18 protein-coding genes are annotated in these 16,204 nt (G+C 68.9%); 4 read left to right on the plus strand and 14 right to left on the minus strand.

Annotated features, from left to right (window positions below; all coding sequences use genetic code 11):
• Window positions 1-30 precede the first annotated feature (30 nt).
• The 6 genes from mnhG to CHB84_RS13290 are packed head-to-tail and all read right to left on the minus strand — an operon-like array spanning window position 31 to window position 5,689.
• Window positions 31-357 carry a monovalent cation/H(+) antiporter subunit G gene (gene mnhG / locus CHB84_RS13265; RefSeq protein WP_089301906.1) on the minus strand — a complete coding sequence of 109 codons (327 nt, stop codon included), beginning with the start codon at window positions 355-357 and terminating at the stop codon, window positions 31-33.
• Window positions 354-614, minus strand: a complete 261-nt coding sequence (locus CHB84_RS13270) for an MrpF/PhaF family protein (RefSeq protein WP_089301907.1) — start codon at window positions 612-614, stop codon at window positions 354-356. Before CHB84_RS13270 ends, mnhG begins: the two co-directional genes overlap by 4 nt.
• Window positions 611-1,006, minus strand: coding sequence for a Na+/H+ antiporter subunit E (locus CHB84_RS13275; protein WP_089301908.1), 396 nt, complete (start codon window positions 1,004-1,006; stop codon window positions 611-613). The genes CHB84_RS13270 and CHB84_RS13275 overlap by 4 nt, the downstream gene beginning before the upstream one ends.
• Complete coding sequence (locus CHB84_RS13280; RefSeq protein WP_089301909.1) at window positions 1,003-2,499, minus strand: monovalent cation/H+ antiporter subunit D family protein; 1,497 nt, start codon at window positions 2,497-2,499, stop codon at window positions 1,003-1,005. The genes CHB84_RS13275 and CHB84_RS13280 overlap by 4 nt, the downstream gene beginning before the upstream one ends.
• A complete protein-coding gene (locus CHB84_RS13285) occupies window positions 2,496-2,807 on the minus strand; it encodes a sodium:proton antiporter (protein ID WP_089301910.1) in 312 nt (103 codons plus the stop codon). The genes CHB84_RS13280 and CHB84_RS13285 overlap by 4 nt, the downstream gene beginning before the upstream one ends.
• The gene (locus tag CHB84_RS13290; protein WP_089301911.1) at window positions 2,804-5,689 is read right to left on the minus strand and encodes a DUF4040 family protein; all 2,886 of its coding nucleotides are present in this window, start codon (window positions 5,687-5,689) and stop codon (window positions 2,804-2,806) included. Before CHB84_RS13290 ends, CHB84_RS13285 begins: the two co-directional genes overlap by 4 nt.
• Window positions 5,690-6,221: 532 nt before the next feature.
• On the opposite strand from CHB84_RS13290, the gene CHB84_RS13295 reads away from it, so the two are divergent.
• Together CHB84_RS13295 and CHB84_RS13300 are read left to right on the plus strand one after the other, a co-directional pair.
• Window positions 6,222-6,716, plus strand: coding sequence for a phage holin family protein (locus tag CHB84_RS13295; protein WP_089301963.1), 495 nt, complete (start codon window positions 6,222-6,224; stop codon window positions 6,714-6,716).
• A 25-nt stretch (window positions 6,717-6,741) separates the two neighbouring features.
• Window positions 6,742-7,686, plus strand: coding sequence for an alpha/beta fold hydrolase (locus tag CHB84_RS13300; protein ID WP_089301964.1), 945 nt, complete (start codon window positions 6,742-6,744; stop codon window positions 7,684-7,686).
• Between the two features lie 22 nt (window positions 7,687-7,708).
• On the opposite strand, the gene CHB84_RS13305 is transcribed toward CHB84_RS13300, so the two are convergent.
• The 5 genes from CHB84_RS13305 to nth all read right to left on the minus strand — a co-directional run bounded on the left by CHB84_RS13305 (window position 7,709) and on the right by nth (window position 12,355).
• Window positions 7,709-8,746, minus strand: a complete 1,038-nt coding sequence (locus CHB84_RS13305) for a fatty acid desaturase family protein (RefSeq protein ID WP_089301912.1) — start codon at window positions 8,744-8,746, stop codon at window positions 7,709-7,711.
• A 174-nt stretch (window positions 8,747-8,920) separates the two neighbouring features.
• Window positions 8,921-10,102 (minus strand): MarP family serine protease, encoded by a 1,182-nt coding sequence (locus tag CHB84_RS13310; RefSeq protein WP_089301913.1) that lies wholly within the window; start codon window positions 10,100-10,102, stop codon window positions 8,921-8,923.
• Window positions 10,103-10,275: 173 nt separating this feature from the next.
• Window positions 10,276-11,007 carry an NUDIX hydrolase gene (locus CHB84_RS13315; protein WP_089301914.1) on the minus strand — a complete coding sequence of 244 codons (732 nt, stop codon included), beginning with the start codon at window positions 11,005-11,007 and terminating at the stop codon, window positions 10,276-10,278.
• Complete coding sequence (locus CHB84_RS13320) at window positions 11,004-11,639, minus strand: TlpA family protein disulfide reductase (RefSeq protein ID WP_176439938.1); 636 nt, start codon at window positions 11,637-11,639, stop codon at window positions 11,004-11,006. The genes CHB84_RS13315 and CHB84_RS13320 overlap by 4 nt, the downstream gene beginning before the upstream one ends.
• The gene (gene nth / locus CHB84_RS13325; RefSeq protein WP_245818727.1) at window positions 11,636-12,355 is read right to left on the minus strand and encodes an endonuclease III; all 720 of its coding nucleotides are present in this window, start codon (window positions 12,353-12,355) and stop codon (window positions 11,636-11,638) included. Before nth ends, CHB84_RS13320 begins: the two co-directional genes overlap by 4 nt.
• A 188-nt stretch (window positions 12,356-12,543) precedes the next feature.
• Here nth and CHB84_RS13330 point away from each other — a divergent pair, with 188 nt between their 5' ends.
• Window positions 12,544-12,795: a hypothetical protein gene (locus tag CHB84_RS13330; protein ID WP_089301916.1), complete on the plus strand. Its 252-nt coding sequence runs from the start codon at window positions 12,544-12,546 to the stop codon at window positions 12,793-12,795.
• Between the two features lie 294 nt (window positions 12,796-13,089).
• Window positions 13,090-13,764: a Crp/Fnr family transcriptional regulator gene (locus CHB84_RS13335; RefSeq protein ID WP_089301917.1), complete on the plus strand. Its 675-nt coding sequence runs from the start codon at window positions 13,090-13,092 to the stop codon at window positions 13,762-13,764.
• Window positions 13,765-14,167: 403 nt separating this feature from the next.
• Here CHB84_RS13335 and CHB84_RS13340 read toward each other — a convergent pair whose 3' ends face one another.
• Genes CHB84_RS13340 through CHB84_RS13350 form a run of 3 tightly spaced genes read right to left on the minus strand, consistent with a single transcriptional unit; the run spans window position 14,168 to window position 16,196 of the window.
• The gene (locus CHB84_RS13340) at window positions 14,168-14,962 is read right to left on the minus strand and encodes an MBL fold metallo-hydrolase (protein ID WP_245818721.1); all 795 of its coding nucleotides are present in this window, start codon (window positions 14,960-14,962) and stop codon (window positions 14,168-14,170) included.
• Entirely contained in the window at window positions 14,959-15,744 is a 786-nt protein-coding gene (locus CHB84_RS13345; RefSeq protein WP_089301918.1) for an NUDIX hydrolase, read from the minus strand. The genes CHB84_RS13340 and CHB84_RS13345 overlap by 4 nt, the downstream gene beginning before the upstream one ends.
• On the minus strand, window positions 15,741-16,196 hold the full coding sequence (locus tag CHB84_RS13350) for a RidA family protein (protein WP_089301919.1): 456 nt from the start codon (window positions 16,194-16,196) through the stop codon (window positions 15,741-15,743). The genes CHB84_RS13345 and CHB84_RS13350 overlap by 4 nt, the downstream gene beginning before the upstream one ends.
• Window positions 16,197-16,204: the final 8 nt, after the last annotated feature.

Raw genomic sequence — 16,204 nt, forward strand, 5'->3', positions numbered from 1 at the left:
CACGGTGGGCCGGCGGGCCCGGCACACGGGCTACTGGCTCAGGTGGTCGTAGCGGGTCCGGTCGCTGAGCCGGGCGCCGGTGAGGTAACCGGCCCTGCCGAGCGCGTGCCCGCCCACCGCGGCCGTGGCGAGGTTGACCACGATGGCCAGCAGCGCCTTGGCAGCATTGAGCGTGCTCGGCTCGTGCAGCAGCACGCCGAGCAGGATCAGTGCCAGTCCGAGCCCCGATGCCGTGGTGATCGCGCTGATGCGCGAGTACAGATCGGGCAGCCGCAGCAGCCCCACACCGGCAAGGGCGAACACCACGGCGCCGAGCACGATCAGGAAGGTGCCGGCGACGTTCAGCGCGAAACTCATCGGTACCCCCTGGTCACCAGGCGAGCGATGGACAGCGTCGCGAGGAACCCGACGATGGTGGCCACCAGCACGACGTCCAGCACGATGTCCGTTTCCATCCGCAGGCCGAGCAACGCGACGACCCCGATGAAGCCGAAGAACACCAGATCGGCCGACACCGCGCGGTCACTGTCGTTCGGACCGGTAATCATCCGGTAGCTCGCGGGCAGCAGTGTCAGCGCGACCACCACCAGCGCGATATCCAGCACGATGCTCATGACCCGCCTCCCATCCGGCCGCGCATCTCGGCCGGTAACTCGCCCACATCGCCGTACCGGCGCATCCCGATAAGCATCCGGGTCTCCAGCTCGTACAGCTGGGCGCGGAACTCGTCGACATCCGGGGCGTACATGCCGTGCACGTACAGCTCCGGCGGGTCGTTGGACACCGACAGGGTCAACGTCCCCGGAGTCAGGGAGATCATGTTGGCGAGCATGGTGATCTCCAGGTCCGACCGGCAGCGCAGTGGCAGCCGCGCAATCCCTGCCGACATGTTGCTGCGCGGGGTCACGATGTCCCAGGCCACAGCGATGTTCGAGCGCAGGAGCAACCAGATGAAGTACAGCAGGCAGCCCAGCGCCCGCATGGGCCAGCTCAGCAAACTGATCACGAACCGATCACCGCCTCGATGTAGCCACTGACGTCGAGCAGCCCGGCTGCGGCCTGCTCCGAAAGCACGAGCATGCCCTGGCCACCGAGCCCGATTCCCAACGTCACCACGGTCAGGACCAGGCCAGGCAGGGCAAGGGTCCGTGGGGCGTGGGTGAGCAGCGCGCCGGGACGGCGGGCACTCACCGCGTGCACCTCGTCCTCGTGTGCCCGGCCCCAGAAGACGCCCCGCCAGATCTTGAGTACGGACATCAAGCTGAACAGGCTGACCACGACGGCGACCACGGCGATCGCGATCTGCTGCTCGTCCACGGCCGCCTTCACGATGGCGACCTTGCCGACGAACCCGGAGAACGGCGGTATCCCCGCCAGCGACAGTGCCGACCCCATGAACGCGGCAGCGATCAGCGGTTCCGTCCGGGCGATACCGCTGACCGAGCCGAGCCGGTCCGTTCCGTAGCTGACCTCGATCGCGCCGGTCGACAGCAGCAGCGACGCCTTCACGATCATGTGGTGCACCAGGTAGAAGATGCCGGCCATCAGGCCGAGCGGCCCGAACAGCGCCACACCGAGCAGGATGTACCCGATACCGCTGACCATGTTGAACACCAGGATCGAGCGCATCGACTCCTGGCCGACGGCACCGAACACGCCCACCAGCATCGTCAACGACAACACCAGGAGGATGAGGCCGGTATAGGCAGTGCCGCCGTCGAACACGACGGCGTAGATGCGGTAGATGGCATAGACGGCGACCTTGGTGTGCAGCCCGGAGAACAGGGCCGTCAGCGCGGGTGAGGTCGCCGGGTACGTGCTGGTCAACCATCCGTGCACCGGCACGACCGCCGCCTTCACCGACAGCGCGATCAGCGGCACGGACGCGGCCGCCGCGACCGCGGACGACTCGGCGGCGGCCCCGGCCAGCTCGGCGATGTTGACGGTTCCCGCGGTGCCGTACACCAACCCGACACCGGCTACGAAGATCGTCGACGTGAGCAGGTTCATCGCGACGTACAGGCGACCGGCAGGCAACCGGTCCCTGCCCCCGAGCACGGCGATCAACCCGTACGAGGGAAGCAGCATGACCTCGATGAACACGAACAGGTTGAAGAGGTCCCCGGTGAGCAGCGCCCCGTACACCCCGGCGGAGAGCATGAGCACCAGGGCGGAGAAGTAGGGGCGCCGGTCGTCCCCGGAGACGATGGCGAACATCGAGCACAGCAACGTCAGCAGCGCCGTAACCGTGATCATCAGCGCGCTGAACATGTCCGCGACGAACGGGATCGCGATTCCGCTCGGCCACAGCCCCACCGCGTGGGCGATCACGACGCCGTCCCAGCTCGTGAAGCACAGCACGGTCCCGAACGCCAACGCGAAGGCGCTGACCCCGAGCAGCACCGCGCGCCGCAACACCTCGACGTGGCGCGCGACAGCCAGCAGCGCCGCGGACAGCAGCGGCACGATGACGACCAGCGGCAACAGTGCGGGACTCATCGACGGTCCTCCGTGTCATCGTCCCCTTCGCCCGCGCCGGCCAGGGTGAGCATGTAGATCGTGATCGCGAAGGCGATCACGATCGCGGTCAGGACGAACGCCTGTGGCAACGGATCCGCAGCCGTAGCCAGGTCCGCGATCGACAGCAACGGCTCACCACGCCGCGCAGCGCCGCCCGCCGACAGCAGCACGAGGTTCGCTGCGTGCCCGAGCAGCACGAACCCGAACGCGATACGCACCATGCCGCGTTGCAGCACCAGGAAGGTCCCGCCTGCGACAAGAACACCAACCACCAACGCCAAGCTCATCGGCGACCTCCCGATCCCGGAAGCGATTCCGTGGTCTCGTACCGCGAGTCCGGCTCGCGCACCTCATCCGGCTCGGCGGCGACGCTGCCATCGGGATCGCTGCGCCGGTCGCCTGCCTCCCTGCCAGGCGGAACGTCCTCCACACCCAGCCGGTTCAACGCCGTCACAGTCACGCCGATCACGGCGAGGTACACGCCGATGTCGAAGAGCAGCGCCGTACTGAAGTGGTAGTACCCGCCGCCGAACAGCGGGATATCGGCGTGCAACGGCCGCAGGAACCCGCCGTCGCCGAACCCGAGTACGCCGACGAGGGTCGCCACACCGACGCCGCCCGCGATCAACCCGACGTAGGGCCACCGGATCGGTGCGGCCTGCGCCGAGGATGCGCTCAGGTAGGCCAGCGCGAACCCGGCCCCACCGACGAGTGCGGCGATGAAGCCACCACCGGGTTCGCCGTGACCGCGCACCAGCAGGTACAGCGACAGCAGGACCAGCAGCGGGGCGAGCCAGCGGCCGACCGTGCGCGCCAGGATCGTGTTCCCGGTCGGCGAACCGATCGGGGTCCCGATGTACCGCGCCGCCTGCGGGCTACGGTCCCCACCCATCAGGCCGTTGACCTCGAGCACCGCGAGGATGACCACGCCGGCGAGGCCGAGGACCGTCAGCTCGCCGAGGGTGTCCAGCGCACGGAAGTCCACGAGGATCGTGTTGACCACGTTCGTGCCGCCGGTCTCCTCCTCGGCCTCCTGCAGGAAGTACTCGCCCGCGCCGGAGATCTCCCGCCGCCCGGTGAACGCGAACGTACCGACCGCGGCGGCGCCGCCCGCGAGCAGCGCGACCCCGGCGGCCACCGACTTCCGCAACGCACCCGTCGGGTGGAAGGACCTCGGCAGCCTGCGGAGGACGAGCACGGCCACCACGACCGTGAGCACCTCGACAAGCAGCTGTGTCAGCCCGACGTCCGGAGCGCCGAGGATGAAGAAGAACAGCGATATGACGAACCCGATCACGCCGAGCAGGGCCAGTCCCGCCAACCGTGACCGGGTGAGCACGATCCCGACGGTCCCCCCGGCGATGAGGGCCATCAGCAGCCAGTCGATCGGCCGGGTGACCGGCTCGGGAAACGCGGGGACGCGCACGCCCGTCAGCAACGCTCCCATCCCGAATGCGGTGAGCACCACGAACGGGACGGCCAGATGCCGAGCCGGTGAGAACGTCCTGGTGAGCTCGGCGACCCGCGCGCCGAAGGTGATCGCGGCGGCGTGGCACCGCTCGAAGACCTGCACTCCGGTCACCGGGAACAGCCGGCGGTCGAGCAACCGGTCGATGAACTCGCGACGCAGGAACAGCACCACACCGACGGCGATGGTGACCACCGACATGTACAGCTCAGGGGCGACGCCGTGCCACAGGCCCAGGTGAATCTCGCCCGGGGTGCCACGCGTGTCGAGGACGACGCGGTCGATGAGCGGGTCGAGCCAGCCCGCGAAGAACCCGAGCACGAGCCCGGCGATCGAGGAGACCGCGGCCGGTAGCAGGAACACCAGCGAGGGCTCCCGCAGCCTCGTCTGTGTGGTCGGCCCGCCGAAGGCGCCGTAGACGATCCGGAACGAGTACGCGAACGTCAGTATCGCGCCGACCACCGCGACGGCTCCGACGAGCGGGCCCACCATCGCGGGGCCGGGGGCCTCGAGGTAGCTCGCGAATAGCTTCTCCTTGGAGATGAAGCCCAGCAGCGGTGGCACACCGGCCATGGACAGCGCCGACAGCGCGGCAAGGCCCGCCGTGATCGGCATGACCCGGCGCAAGCCGGTCAGCCTACGGATATCCCTGCTTCCGACCTCCCGGTCGATCACGCCGACGAGCATGAACAGCGTCGCCTTGAACAGCGCGTGCGCCAGCGTGTGCACACCAGCGGCGGCCAGGGCCCCCGGCGTCCCGATGCCGATGACCGCGACGAGGAACCCGAGCTGGCTCACCGTGGAGTAGGCCAGCAGCTCCTTGAGGTCGTGACGCTGTAACGCGAACAACGCCGCCATGATCGCCGTCAGCAACCCGACGCCGATGAGCAGGACGTTCCAGGTGACGTTGTCCGCCAGCGCGGGCGAGAAACGCATCAGCAGGTAGATACCCGCCTTGACCATCGCCGCGGCGTGCAGGTACGCGCTGACCGGCGTACTCGCCGCCATCGCGTCCGGCAACCAGTAGTGGAACGGGAACTGCGCCGACTTGGTGAACGCGGCGACGATGACCAGCACACCGGCGGTGGTCGCGAACGCCGGATCCTCCTGCCACGCGGGATCGGCCAGGATCACGCTGAGCCGGGAGGTGCCGATGTGGACGATCATCGTGATGACGGCACCGAGCAACGCCAGTCCACCGGCGACGGTGAGCAGCAGCGTACGTATCGCGGGCTGGTTCGCGGAGTGTCCGGTTCGTCCGATCAGGAAGAACGAGCAGACGGTCGTCAGCTCCCAGAAGACGAACAGCAGCACCACGTCATCTGCGACGACGAGCCCGAACATGGCGGCTGCGAACAGCGCCATGAGGAAGTAGTAGTCGCCGTGTTTGCCCCGGCTGAAGTAGCGCGCCGAGTATCCCATGATCAGCGCGCCGACGCCGAGTACCAGGATGACGAACAGCAGGCCGGTGCCATCGAGACGGAAGTCGAACAGCACGTCGATGGCAGGCATCCACGGCGCGGAGAACTCGATCTCCTCGTCGTGGGTGATGATGCGTGGCGCTTCCACGGCCAGCACGGCACCGAGCGCGAGGAAGATCACGGCCAGCAGCCAGCCGGCTGCCCTCCCGACGAACCGATCGAGGACGGGCGCGGCCACCGCGACGAGAATGAGCAGGCTGAGAACCAATGGCAGTACCACGAAGCCGCCCTTTCAACGGATGCACGGCAGGGAAAGACTATCCGGCGACAGCATCCCGGAACGGTGTGCTGTCAGCACCTCGCCTTACCCGACGGGGGGCATCCGCTTCCGTGGTGGCCCCAAGTACTGCTGTATCCATTGGTGCCGGTCGAACGTGACGGTGCCGCGGAGGCGAGCTCACCGGCGGGCACCCCGGCCACGAAGCAGGGTCCGGACAGCCTCGGCCGCGGAAGGTACAGCTGCCGTATCATGACCGCTCGCACCTCGACTTCCCCGGCCTCGTCCGTTCGGTTGCGAGCAGCACGATATCAGCCCGACGGCTGATGGAAAGGAGATCAGCAACCGAGATCGTGTTCTCCGTCACAGGTCACAAGGGGTTCCGTCGCCGGACACGCGGCCGAGCGAACCTGCCCCCGCCGACGGGTGCGAGCAGGGGACACACGCGACAATCGAGGTCAGTGCATCAACCACAGTGTTCCATGGCACGATTGGCCCCGTGAATCAACGCAGCGAGAGCCACGACGCAGCGGGCATGCCCTACCTTCCCCTGTCGGAGGAGCAGGGCGGCAACGGCGCGGGTGGTGACCAGTCCATCGGCTCGCTGGTGCGAGACGCCTCCGAGCACGTGTCCACACTCGTCCGAGCCGAGTTCGAGCTGGCCAAGTCCGAGGTCGTCGGCGAGGTCAAGAAGGGCGTCAGGGGCAGCGTCTACTTCATCATCGCCGGGGTCGTAGCGCTGTACAGCTCGTTCTTCTTCTTTTTCTTCCTCGGCGAGCTGCTGTCCGAATGGCTGATGCGCTGGGCGTCCTTCGGCATCGTCTTCCTGCTCATGCTCGTCACCGCCGGGGTCTTCGCCTACCTCGGGTACCGGAAGGTGCGCAGGTTGCGAGCGCCGGAACGCACCATCACCAGCGTCAAGGACACCGCGGCGAGCCTCCGGCGCGGACACGAGGCGGACGTCCCCAGCACGCCCGCCGAGCACGAAGGTGGTGTCGGCGCGCCGCACGGCAGCCAAGGCCGCCCGTGAGCGACTCGGCACCGGCCCGATCGCGGTGACACCGACCCCCGACCCGTCCAGCATCCGCGTTCCCGGCCCGTGGACGCACAGGGACATCTCCGCCAACGGCATCTCGCTGCACGTCGCCGAGCTCGGTTCGGGCCCGGTCGTCGTCCTGTTGCACGGCTTCGCGGAGTGCTGGTGGGTCTGGCACCGGCAGCTCGTCGACCTCGCCGAGGCCGGTTACCACGCGGTCGCCGTCGACCTGCGCGGTTACGGGGACTCGGACAAGACCCCGCGCGGCTACGACGCGTGGACCCTGGCCGGGGACATCTCAGGGCTGGTACGGGCGCTCGGGACCCGCAGCGCGCACCTGGTCGGGCACGCCTGGGGTGGGATGCTCGCCTGGACGGTCGCCGAGCTGCACCCGCGCGTCGTCGACTCGATCGGCGCTGTCGGCGCCGCGCACCCGCTGGCGTACCGGCGCGCGATCGCTCGCGGCCTTGTCCGGCCGCACCGCCCGAGCCAGCTCCGGGCTGCCGCGCACGTCTTCCGGGCCCAGCTGCCGATACTTGCCGAACGCGCGCTGATGCGTCACGGGGCCGCGGCTGTGGAGACCCTGCTGCGTTCCTGGTCGGGACCGGCCTGGCGGGAGAGCCCGGACCTGCCCGCTGTGGCGTCCCGCCTGCGCCAGGCGATGCTCGTGCCCGGAGCGGCGCATTGCGCTCTCGAGTACTACCGGTGGGCGCTGCGCGCGCAGCTGCGCGCGGAAGGCAGGCGCTTCGCCGCCGCCGTCGGCCGGCCTTGCGTACGTCCCGTGCTCCAGCTGCACGGCACCGAGGACGGCTGCATCCTGCCCGAGACGGCGCGCTCCTGTGCCCCGTGGTCCGGCCCGGGATCCCGCTTCGAGCGGCTGCCCGGCATCGGCCACTACCCCCACCTCGAAGCCCCGGAACGCACATCTCAGCTGCTCGTCGAGTGGTTGGATGAGATGCGCTGAGCGGCGCCACAGCTCGCGGCCGTCAGAGTCGCTCCGCGCGCAGCGGCGCACCGAGCTCGTGCAGGTACCGCAGCACGTGCCCGTAAGACCGCAGCAGCCCGCACTGGCTGTAGCTGATGCCGTGCTCCGCGCAGAACTGCTGCACCATGATCTGCGCGGAGCGTAGATTCGGGCGCGGCATCGTCGGGAACAGGTGATGCTCGATCTGGTAGTTGAGACCACCCAGCACTGCGTCGACCCACGGGCCGCCACGCACGTTACGCGCGGTCAGGACCTGCTTTCGCAGGAAGTCCAGGGAGTCGTCCGCGGACAGCGTCGGCATGCCCTTGTGGTTCGGGGCGAACGCACATCCCATGTACAGGCCGAACAACCCCTGGTGCACCGCGATGAACACCACCGCTATCGGCGGCGACAGGACCACGAACACCAGCGCGAGGTAGCAGCCGAGATGCGCGATCAGCAACCCCGCTTCGAGCTTGCGCAACGCCACCTCACCGCGCCACACGGCACGGAGGCCGGTCCAGTGCAGGTTCAGCCCTTCGAGCAGCAGTACCGGGAAGAACAGGATGGCCTGGTACTTCGCCATCCATCGCAGGAACCCGCGCTTCACGGTCGACTGGCCCTGGGTGAAGGCGAACATCGGGATGTGGATATCGGGATCGTCGTCCTCGTGGTTCGGGTTCGCGTGGTGGCGGTTGTGCTTACCGACCCACCACCCGTAGCTCATCCCGACGATCCCACCATGGGCGTAGCCGATCACGTCGTTGGCCAGCTTGCTCCGGAAGATCTGGCGGTGCCCTGCGTCATGACCGACAAAGGCCAGCTGCGTGAACGTGATCGCGAACAACACCGCCGTGAACAGCTGCCACCACGAGTCGCCGATGAGCACGAAGAGCACGCAGGCACCTGCCAGTACCGCCAGGTTCACGGCGATGCGCGCGATGTAATAGCCGCGCCGCCGTTCGAACAGCCCGGCCCGCTTGACACGACGAGCCAGCTCGGCGAACTCGGTCGGCTTCCTCGGCCCGACGGGTGGGGCGTTGCCGACTGATGACCACATGAAGACTCCCGGCTCTGCTCGGCGAGCCGCCGGGGTCCGGGACGGAACATTCGCGGATGTCACGCATCTCCCGGTGCGCCGGAAAGATGCGGCTAGTACGTTCCAGTATGACACCAACCCCCCGGCACCGGCCAGCATTCTCGGGCAGCCGCACCGTCCCCGTACACGCTCTCGTCACACGCAGGGGCCGGTGCCGACCTCCTGGGTCATGCCGGGTGCGGCCTGGACCTCGGATTCGACCTGGTCCGCGGTGAGGGTGAAACCGGTGTCCGGATCCTGCACCGACGCGCCGAAGACCACTCCGAGGACATTGCCCTGCGGGTCGATCATCGGCCCGCCGGAGTTGCCGCTTTGCACCTCGGCGCGCACGGTAAACACGTCACGCTGCACCGTCGCGCGGTCATAGATGTCCGGCCCCCGCAGGTTGGTGCGGTCCCGGATACGCCCCGACGTCGCGGTGTACGGGCCGTCCAGCGGGTAGCCGAGCACGATGGCGTTGTCGCCGGGGCGGCCGGCTTGCGGCGCGAAGTCCATCACAGGGGCCTGCAACTGCGGGACCGCCAGGACCGCGACATCCGTGCCGGGGTCGAAGTGCACAACCGTGGCTGGGAGCGCACCGGCGCCGGTCTCCACGCTGACCGCCTCGGTACCGGCCACCACGTGCGCATTGGTCATCACCCGCTGCGGGGAGATCACGAAACCGGTGCCTTCCAGCGCACGACCGCAGGACGGCGCGTCACCGCGAATCTTGAGCACGCTCGGCCGCACCTCCTGCACGACGGGGCTGGACTGCAGCTGCGGGTCCGGCGGCTCCACGTCCGGTGCGGGCGGTTGCGCGAACGGCTGCTCGAAGGTGGGGAAGCCGGATACGTCCAGCAGGTTACGTAGGTCGTTCGGTAGCCGCTGGGCCTGCGGCGGCATCACGTCGTTGACGCCACCGAGCACCACCGAGTTGTTGATCGCTGAGGTCAACCCCGGAAGCCCGCTGACGCTTGTCAGCGGGACGGCGATGAGCCACGCCACGACGAAGACCACGGCGCCCTGCACCACTGCACCGAGCGTGTGGTCCACCCCGGCCAGCTTCGGCGACGCGAGGCGTTCCTTGATCGTGCGACCGATCCACACGCCGAAGGTCTCGCCGAGCGCGATGAGGAAGACTACCGTCGCCATCGCCAAGGCGACCTTGGCGACGGGATCGTCGAAGAAATCGACAATACTCGGCGCCACCCGGATACCGAGGACAGCACCGGCGAGCACACCGAGGAACGCCGGTAGTGCCACGACCAAGCCCTGCCGGCCACCGGAAACGGCCGCCAGCAAGGCCAGCAACACGACCAGCAGATCAACCCAGTTCACTCGTTCTCCTCACCACCGATCCACGTGACCGTACACACCGCGGGCAGGGCCGCATGCGGGCCCCGGCGGAGCCGCTGCCGGGCCGCTACCGGGCCGCTGCCGGGCCGCCGCGATGCCGCCGCCTGTATGTTGCCGAGCCGTCGCTCGCCCTGAGTGCTCAACACGGCGCTCGCCTAACGGATGTGCTGACCGTATTCCCGTAACGCTACGTCAAGCGGGCGGACGTCCGACGTGTCCCACTCCCGCTCCCAACCACCGAGCCAGAGCAGCACGCTGAGCAACCCTGCGGTGAAACCCCACACGAAGAGGCCGTCGACGGCGAAGGCCGGTCCCTGCCATCCCGCGTCCTCCCGGCGCACCTGGAACCGGTTGGCAGGCTCGGCCAGCCTGGACAGCCGCACCCGCGCCACGGCTGCCGTCTCCCGGGGATCGGCGGCATGTACGGGCGTCGGGCGATGCCAGTGCGCGAGGACCGGCGTGACAGCGAACGCGGACACCGGTACGTACAGCTCGGGAAGCAGCGCCACCGGTCGCACACCCAACGGGTCGAGACCGGTCTCCTCGCGCGCCTCCCGCAGGGCCGTGCCGACCGGCCCGCTGTCGGTCATCTCGGCGGCACCGCCGGGAAAGGCCACCTGGCCGGCGTGCGCGCCCATATCCTCGGCACGGCGCAGCAGCAGCACGTCCGGGTCCGGCGTGACGCCGTCCCCCGCGTCACCGAGCAGCATCAGCACCGCAGCCGACCGGGTCGAGGAATCCCGCGGGGGCGTGAACCGGGTGAACAGCCCGGCATCGAGGTCACCGGCGATCTCGACCAGGCCCCGTAGCCAGGAGGGAACCTCACGCGGGTCGACGAGCGACCCGTGTTGCCCGCCCGCGCTGTTCGTTCGGCTTGCTTCCGTCACGTGCCACCTCCGTGCGCTTCTACGCCCTCCCGCACATCATCGACGCTGTAGAACACCCGCGGGTCCGTGATGAAGGTCACGTCCCCGCCCGGGGAGACGAAGTAGGACGCGGGCAGGGCACGTGGCACGCCGAGAGCGTCACGCACCGCCCCTGTCGAGCCCGTACCGTCGTGCACCGAAGGGAACCGGACACCGAGCTCGGTGAGCATCTCGAGGCCGTCGACGGGGTCGCTTTCCACCTGCACTCCGAGCACGTTCACCCGGTCCTGCGACCGCGCGTACTCCTGCAGGACCGGAAGCTCTTCCCGGCACGGGCCACACCAGGTGGCCCATACGTTGATCAGGGTCGCCTCACCCGCCAAGGCGGCGCCGAGCGCCACCCGCTCACCGTCGCCGAGACACGTGGCGCGCACTCCCGCGAGATCGTCGACCTCGGCAGTGGCGCGCCCCCCGGTGGGGCACGGCCGCAGGTCGGCGTCCTGCCGCGCCCGCTCGAGCCCGGACTCATCGGGCGGATCGGGCCGCGTGTCGTCGCCGGCACCGGAGTCCTCTCCGACCAGCGGCAGCAACGCGACCACGGCTGCCAGCACGAGAGCCCCGCACGCCAATGCCCACCGGGCAGCGGTACTCACCGCGCGCCCCCGGCCGGTTCGCAAGCCAGCTCGAGCAGCCGTTCCCGTTCCGGACCGCGCACCAGCTCGGCCGCCTCCGCGAAGTCGGTCGGGCCGGCACCGAACGACGGGCATTGGTCGGCGAGCAGGCACGCCCCGCAGGCAGGCTTGCGGGCGTGGCACACCCGGCGCCCGTGGAAGATCACGTAGTGGGACAGCTGGGTCCAGTCACGGCGCGGGATGAGCTCCCCGACGGCGTGCTCGACCTTGGTGGGGTCCTCCAGGTCGGTCCAGCCCCATCTGCGCACCAGCCTGCCGAAGTGCGTGTCCACCGTGATGCCCGGTATGCCGAACGCGTTGCCCAGCACCACGTTGGCCGTCTTGCGCCCCACACCGGGCAGGCTGACCAGCTCGTCCAGCGTGTCCGGAACCTCGCCGTCGAACCGCTCCACCAGGGCAGCCCCCAGCCCCATCAGCGAGCTCGCCTTGTTCCGGTAGAAGCCGGTGGACCTGATGCACTCCTCGAGCTCGCTGCGGTCGGCCCCGGCATAGTCGGCCGCGGTGCGGTAGCGGTCGAACAGTGCGGGTGTCACCTCGTTGACCCGCTTGTCCGTGCACTGGGCGGAGAGGATGACCGCGACCAACAGCTCGAGCGGGTTGGAGAAGTCGAGCTCGCACTCGGCATCGGGGTAGGCGCGCTGCAGCCGGCGCAGGATCCGGCGAGCCCGCCGGACCAGGGCGAGCCTGCTCTCCTCCCCCGCCTGCCGCCTGCGCGCGACCGCGTTCGCCCGCCCGGCGGTTCGGCTACCCGTCCCGGTATCCGGATCGATGGAGGATGGCACGTATCCAGAGTACGGGCGGGCGCTGTCGACCGATTGTGCTACCCCGGTCACCGCCGAAGCCACGGATGGGCGAGGATGGGGGCATGACGGTGTGGTTCGTAGTCGCAGTCCCGCTGATCGTCATGGGCTTCGCGCTGTTCATGGAACGCGTGGAGGATCGTCTTCGCCATGTCTCGGTGCGCGGTGAGGAGGTCGAGGAGTTCCTCGAGCAGGCCCGCCCCAACGAGGTGCGCGCGCTGTACGGGTACGGGATCGGACGCGCTCTCGAGCTGTTCCGGCTCCGCAGGGTGGGCCGTGCGGGAGCCAAGTCACACCCCCGCCAGGCACAGGAGTAGACTTCCCCGCCGGCGTGAGACTGACCGCATCCTGTACTCACCCAACCGGGTCGGACTCGCCCGAGAACGGCGGGTCTGCTTTGCCAGTATGCGGTACGGCTTACACTTCACAACGTAATGAGGACGTCTTTCGGCTTGTCGAGGATGGTTCGAAAGGCGACTACACCGAGCACAACATACTGTGCCGAACCTACCGGCCGCAGATGGCCGGGAACGTTAGATTGGGCACAGTGATTCGGCGGCACGCATCCTCACGCCGAGGACGGCGGTCGCGTGTCAACAGGAGGCACTGAGGTGGATGAGACCCTCGCCCGCGCGGGCATTTTCCAGGGCGTGGAGCCAGCAGCGGCTGAGGCGCTCGTACAGACCCTGGAGAGCGTGGACTTCCCGCGCGGCCACGTCATCTTCAACGAGGGTGAACCGGGCGACAAGCTGTACATCATCCAGTCGGGCAAGGTGAAGATCGGGCGCAAGTCGGCCGACGGCCGGGAGAACCTCCTGGGCATCTTCGGGCCCTCCGATATGTTCGGTGAGCTGTCGATCTTCGATCCCGGCCCGCGGACGTCAACCGCGACGACCGTGACCGAGGTCCGCGCGGTGGTGATGGACCGGGCCGCACTGCGGCAGTGGATCTCGACGCGCCCGGAGATCTCCGAGCAGCTGCTGCGTGTCGTCGCCCGCAGGCTGCGCCGTACGAACAACATGGTCGCGGAGCTCATCTTCACCGATGTTCCCGGCCGTGTCGCCAAGGCACTGCTGCAGCTGGCGCAACGCTTCGGCAGCCAGGAAGCCGGGCTGCTGCGGGTCACCCACGACCTCACGCAGGAGGAGATCGCCCAGTACGTGGGAGCGTCGCGCGAGACCGTCAACAAGGCCCTCGCGGACTTCGCGCACCGTGGCTGGCTGCGCCTGGAGGGCAAGAGCGTGCTCATCCTCGACCCCGAACGGCTCGCCCGCAGGGCACGGTGACCGAGGCGACCGCAGCTCCCCGCGCCGACGTCGGCACACGATCCGCGTCGGCAACCGCAACAACGAGTCCAGACACATCAACAAGGGCCGGGCGCCACCCCCGACGTGGCGCACCGGCCCCTGTTGCGCGCGGTCCATCCCCCGACGTACCGCGTCTCCCCGCCCTCCGGTCGAAGGCCCCGACCCGATACCGGAGGGAGATCATCCACTTTCGGTTGTACTGCTCAGCACCCTGTACGCCGTCTCGTACTCATCTGCGAAGTGCTGCGACTTACTACGGTCCACGATGCCTACGGCTCGTCTCAAGCCGATTCACCCTGTAGGACGTATAGCCGGGGCGATTCGTTGCCAAACAGCGACCCTGCTGGGTGAAGTCGTTACCGAGACGTGATACTGGAGCCGGTCACTCGCCCCGCTGCCGGAGGTAGTCGAGCTGCGCCCGCACGCTCATCTCAGCGGCTCCCCACAACGCCGGATCGACATCCGCGTAGACGAACTCGACCACTCGCCGGGCGTCGGCATCCCGTCCCAGCTCGCGCAGCGCGCCGCGCACCTGGTCGAGGCGCTGCTCACGATGAGCGAGGTACTCGCGAACCGTCGCGCGCAGGTCGGCGAGCTCCGCACCGTGTCCAGGCAGGCCCAGCGCGCCGTCCGGTAGCTCGGCGAGCTTGCGCAACGAGTCCAGGTAGTCGCCGAGATCCGACAGCACGGTCGTGCCGTGGCCCAGAATGGTGTCGCCGGTGAGCACGTGTGCGCGTTGCGGGTGCTCCACCACGAACGTCACCGAGTCAGCCGTGTGCCCCGGGGTGTGCAGCACAGCGATATCCAACCCGGCGAGGTGGAACGACTCCCCGTCGGACAGCGCGGGAGCGGAACGGCACAGCTGGGGATCGAAAGCCCGAACCGGCGCCCCCACCCGCTCGGCAAGCCAGCCGGCACCCTCGACGTGATCGGGGTGGTGGTGGGTGACCAGAATGGCGGCCACCCTTCCGGCCGCTTCACCGATCGCCTCCAGATGCTCGGTGTCGTGGTGCCCAGGGTCGACAACCACGCACGGCTCCTCCGGGGCCGCACGCAACAGCCAGCTGTTGGTCCCCTCCAAGGTCATCGAGGACGGGTTGTTCTCAAGCAGCACCGCGGCCACCGGGCTGACCGCACGCAACCGGCCGTAGGCCGGATGTTCGAGCTCGCCCCTCACGACCACTCCTGTCCGTCGATTACGAGCCGTATTCCCTCGTCGTCGCGCACCAGCCGGGGCGTGACCCGTTCGACCCTGCGCCGCGCGGCCAGCGCGTCGGCCACAGACGGCACATCGACAAGATCGGCCAGGTTCGACCACGTCGGCGGCAACATCATGGTGCGCCCGTCCCGTGCATCGTCCAAGGCGTCGGCGGGGCGCTGCCACCCCGAACCCGCTGCTTCCGACGTCGCACCGTCGGCCAGCTGCCCCTCCGGTAGCGCGGCGAGGAAGAATCGGGTGTCGTAACGCCTCGACTCACCCTCCGGGGTCAGCCAGTGCGACCAGGGGCGCAACAGGTCGGCACGCAGCACAAGCCCCGTCTCGGCGAGGAAGGCCGCCAGCGACAGCTCCCGGGTGACCAGTGCCTGACGCGCTGCCGCGTACGGGCCGGTGTCGGTGACCACCGTCCCGTCCGCGTGGCCGGCAAGCAACACCCCGGACTCCTCGAAGGTCTCCCGCACCGCCGCGCAGACCAGCGCCCTGGCCAGCGAGGCGTCACAGTCGAGCTCGGCGCCCCACTCCACCGGTTCCGGCCCCTGCCAGGCGACAGACGACTCGGAGTCACGCTGATCGACGCCGCCGCCAGGGAAAACGGTCATCCCGCCTGCGAAGTCCATACTCGCCACCCGATGCTGGAGGAAGACCTCGACGCCCGAGTCGCCGTCGCGCAGCAGGATGACGGTCGCGGCAGGCCTGATCGGCACGCCGCCACCGTGGTCCCGCCCGCGCTCACCGGTCATGCGACCTCGACGATCATCTCGACCTCCACGGGCGCGCCCATCGGTAGCTCGGCAACCCCGACCGCTGAGCGGGCGTGCACCCCCGCCTCGGCGAACACCTCGCCGAGCAGCTCGGAGGCACCGTTGAGTACACCTGGCTGACCGGTGAAACCTTCGGCGGAGGCCACGAACCCCACCACCTTCACGACACGCACGACCGCGTCGATGCCGACCAGGTCGTGCACCGCCGCGAGCGCGTTGAGCGCACAGGTACGTGCGAGGTCCTGTGCCTGCTCCGCGGTGACCTCGGCACCGACCTTGCCGGTGGCCGGTAGCGAGCCCGCCACCATCGGCACCTGACCCGCGGTGTAGACATGCGACCCGGTGCGCACCGCGGGCGCGTACGCGGCGACCGGGGCGACAACCGGTGGAAGCGAGATATCGAGCTCGGCCAGTCGCGCACTCCAGCTCATCCCTTACC

The organism is Haloechinothrix alba (assembly GCF_900188115.1).
GTDB lineage: Bacteria > Actinomycetota > Actinomycetes > Mycobacteriales > Pseudonocardiaceae > Haloechinothrix > Haloechinothrix alba.

Excerpts from the sequence above, each read along its gene's own strand:
- mnhG (WP_089301906.1), bottom strand. The coding sequence starts at position 357 with ATGAGTTTCGCGCTGAACGTCGCCGGCACCTTCCTGATCGTGCTCGGC.
- CHB84_RS13270 (WP_089301907.1), bottom strand. The coding sequence starts at position 614 with ATGAGCATCGTGCTGGATATCGCGCTGGTGGTGGTCGCGCTGACACTG.
- CHB84_RS13280 (WP_089301909.1), bottom strand. The coding sequence starts at position 2,499 with ATGAGTCCCGCACTGTTGCCGCTGGTCGTCATCGTGCCGCTGCTGTCC.
- CHB84_RS13285 (WP_089301910.1), bottom strand. The coding sequence starts at position 2,807 with ATGAGCTTGGCGTTGGTGGTTGGTGTTCTTGTCGCAGGCGGGACCTTC.
- CHB84_RS13295 (WP_089301963.1), top strand. The coding sequence starts at position 6,222 with ATGCCCTACCTTCCCCTGTCGGAGGAGCAGGGCGGCAACGGCGCGGGT.
- CHB84_RS13305 (WP_089301912.1), bottom strand. The coding sequence starts at position 8,746 with ATGTGGTCATCAGTCGGCAACGCCCCACCCGTCGGGCCGAGGAAGCCG.
- CHB84_RS13330 (WP_089301916.1), top strand. The coding sequence starts at position 12,544 with ATGACGGTGTGGTTCGTAGTCGCAGTCCCGCTGATCGTCATGGGCTTC.
- CHB84_RS13345 (WP_089301918.1), bottom strand. The coding sequence starts at position 15,744 with ATGACCGGTGAGCGCGGGCGGGACCACGGTGGCGGCGTGCCGATCAGG.
- CHB84_RS13350 (WP_089301919.1), bottom strand. The coding sequence starts at position 16,196 with ATGAGCTGGAGTGCGCGACTGGCCGAGCTCGATATCTCGCTTCCACCG.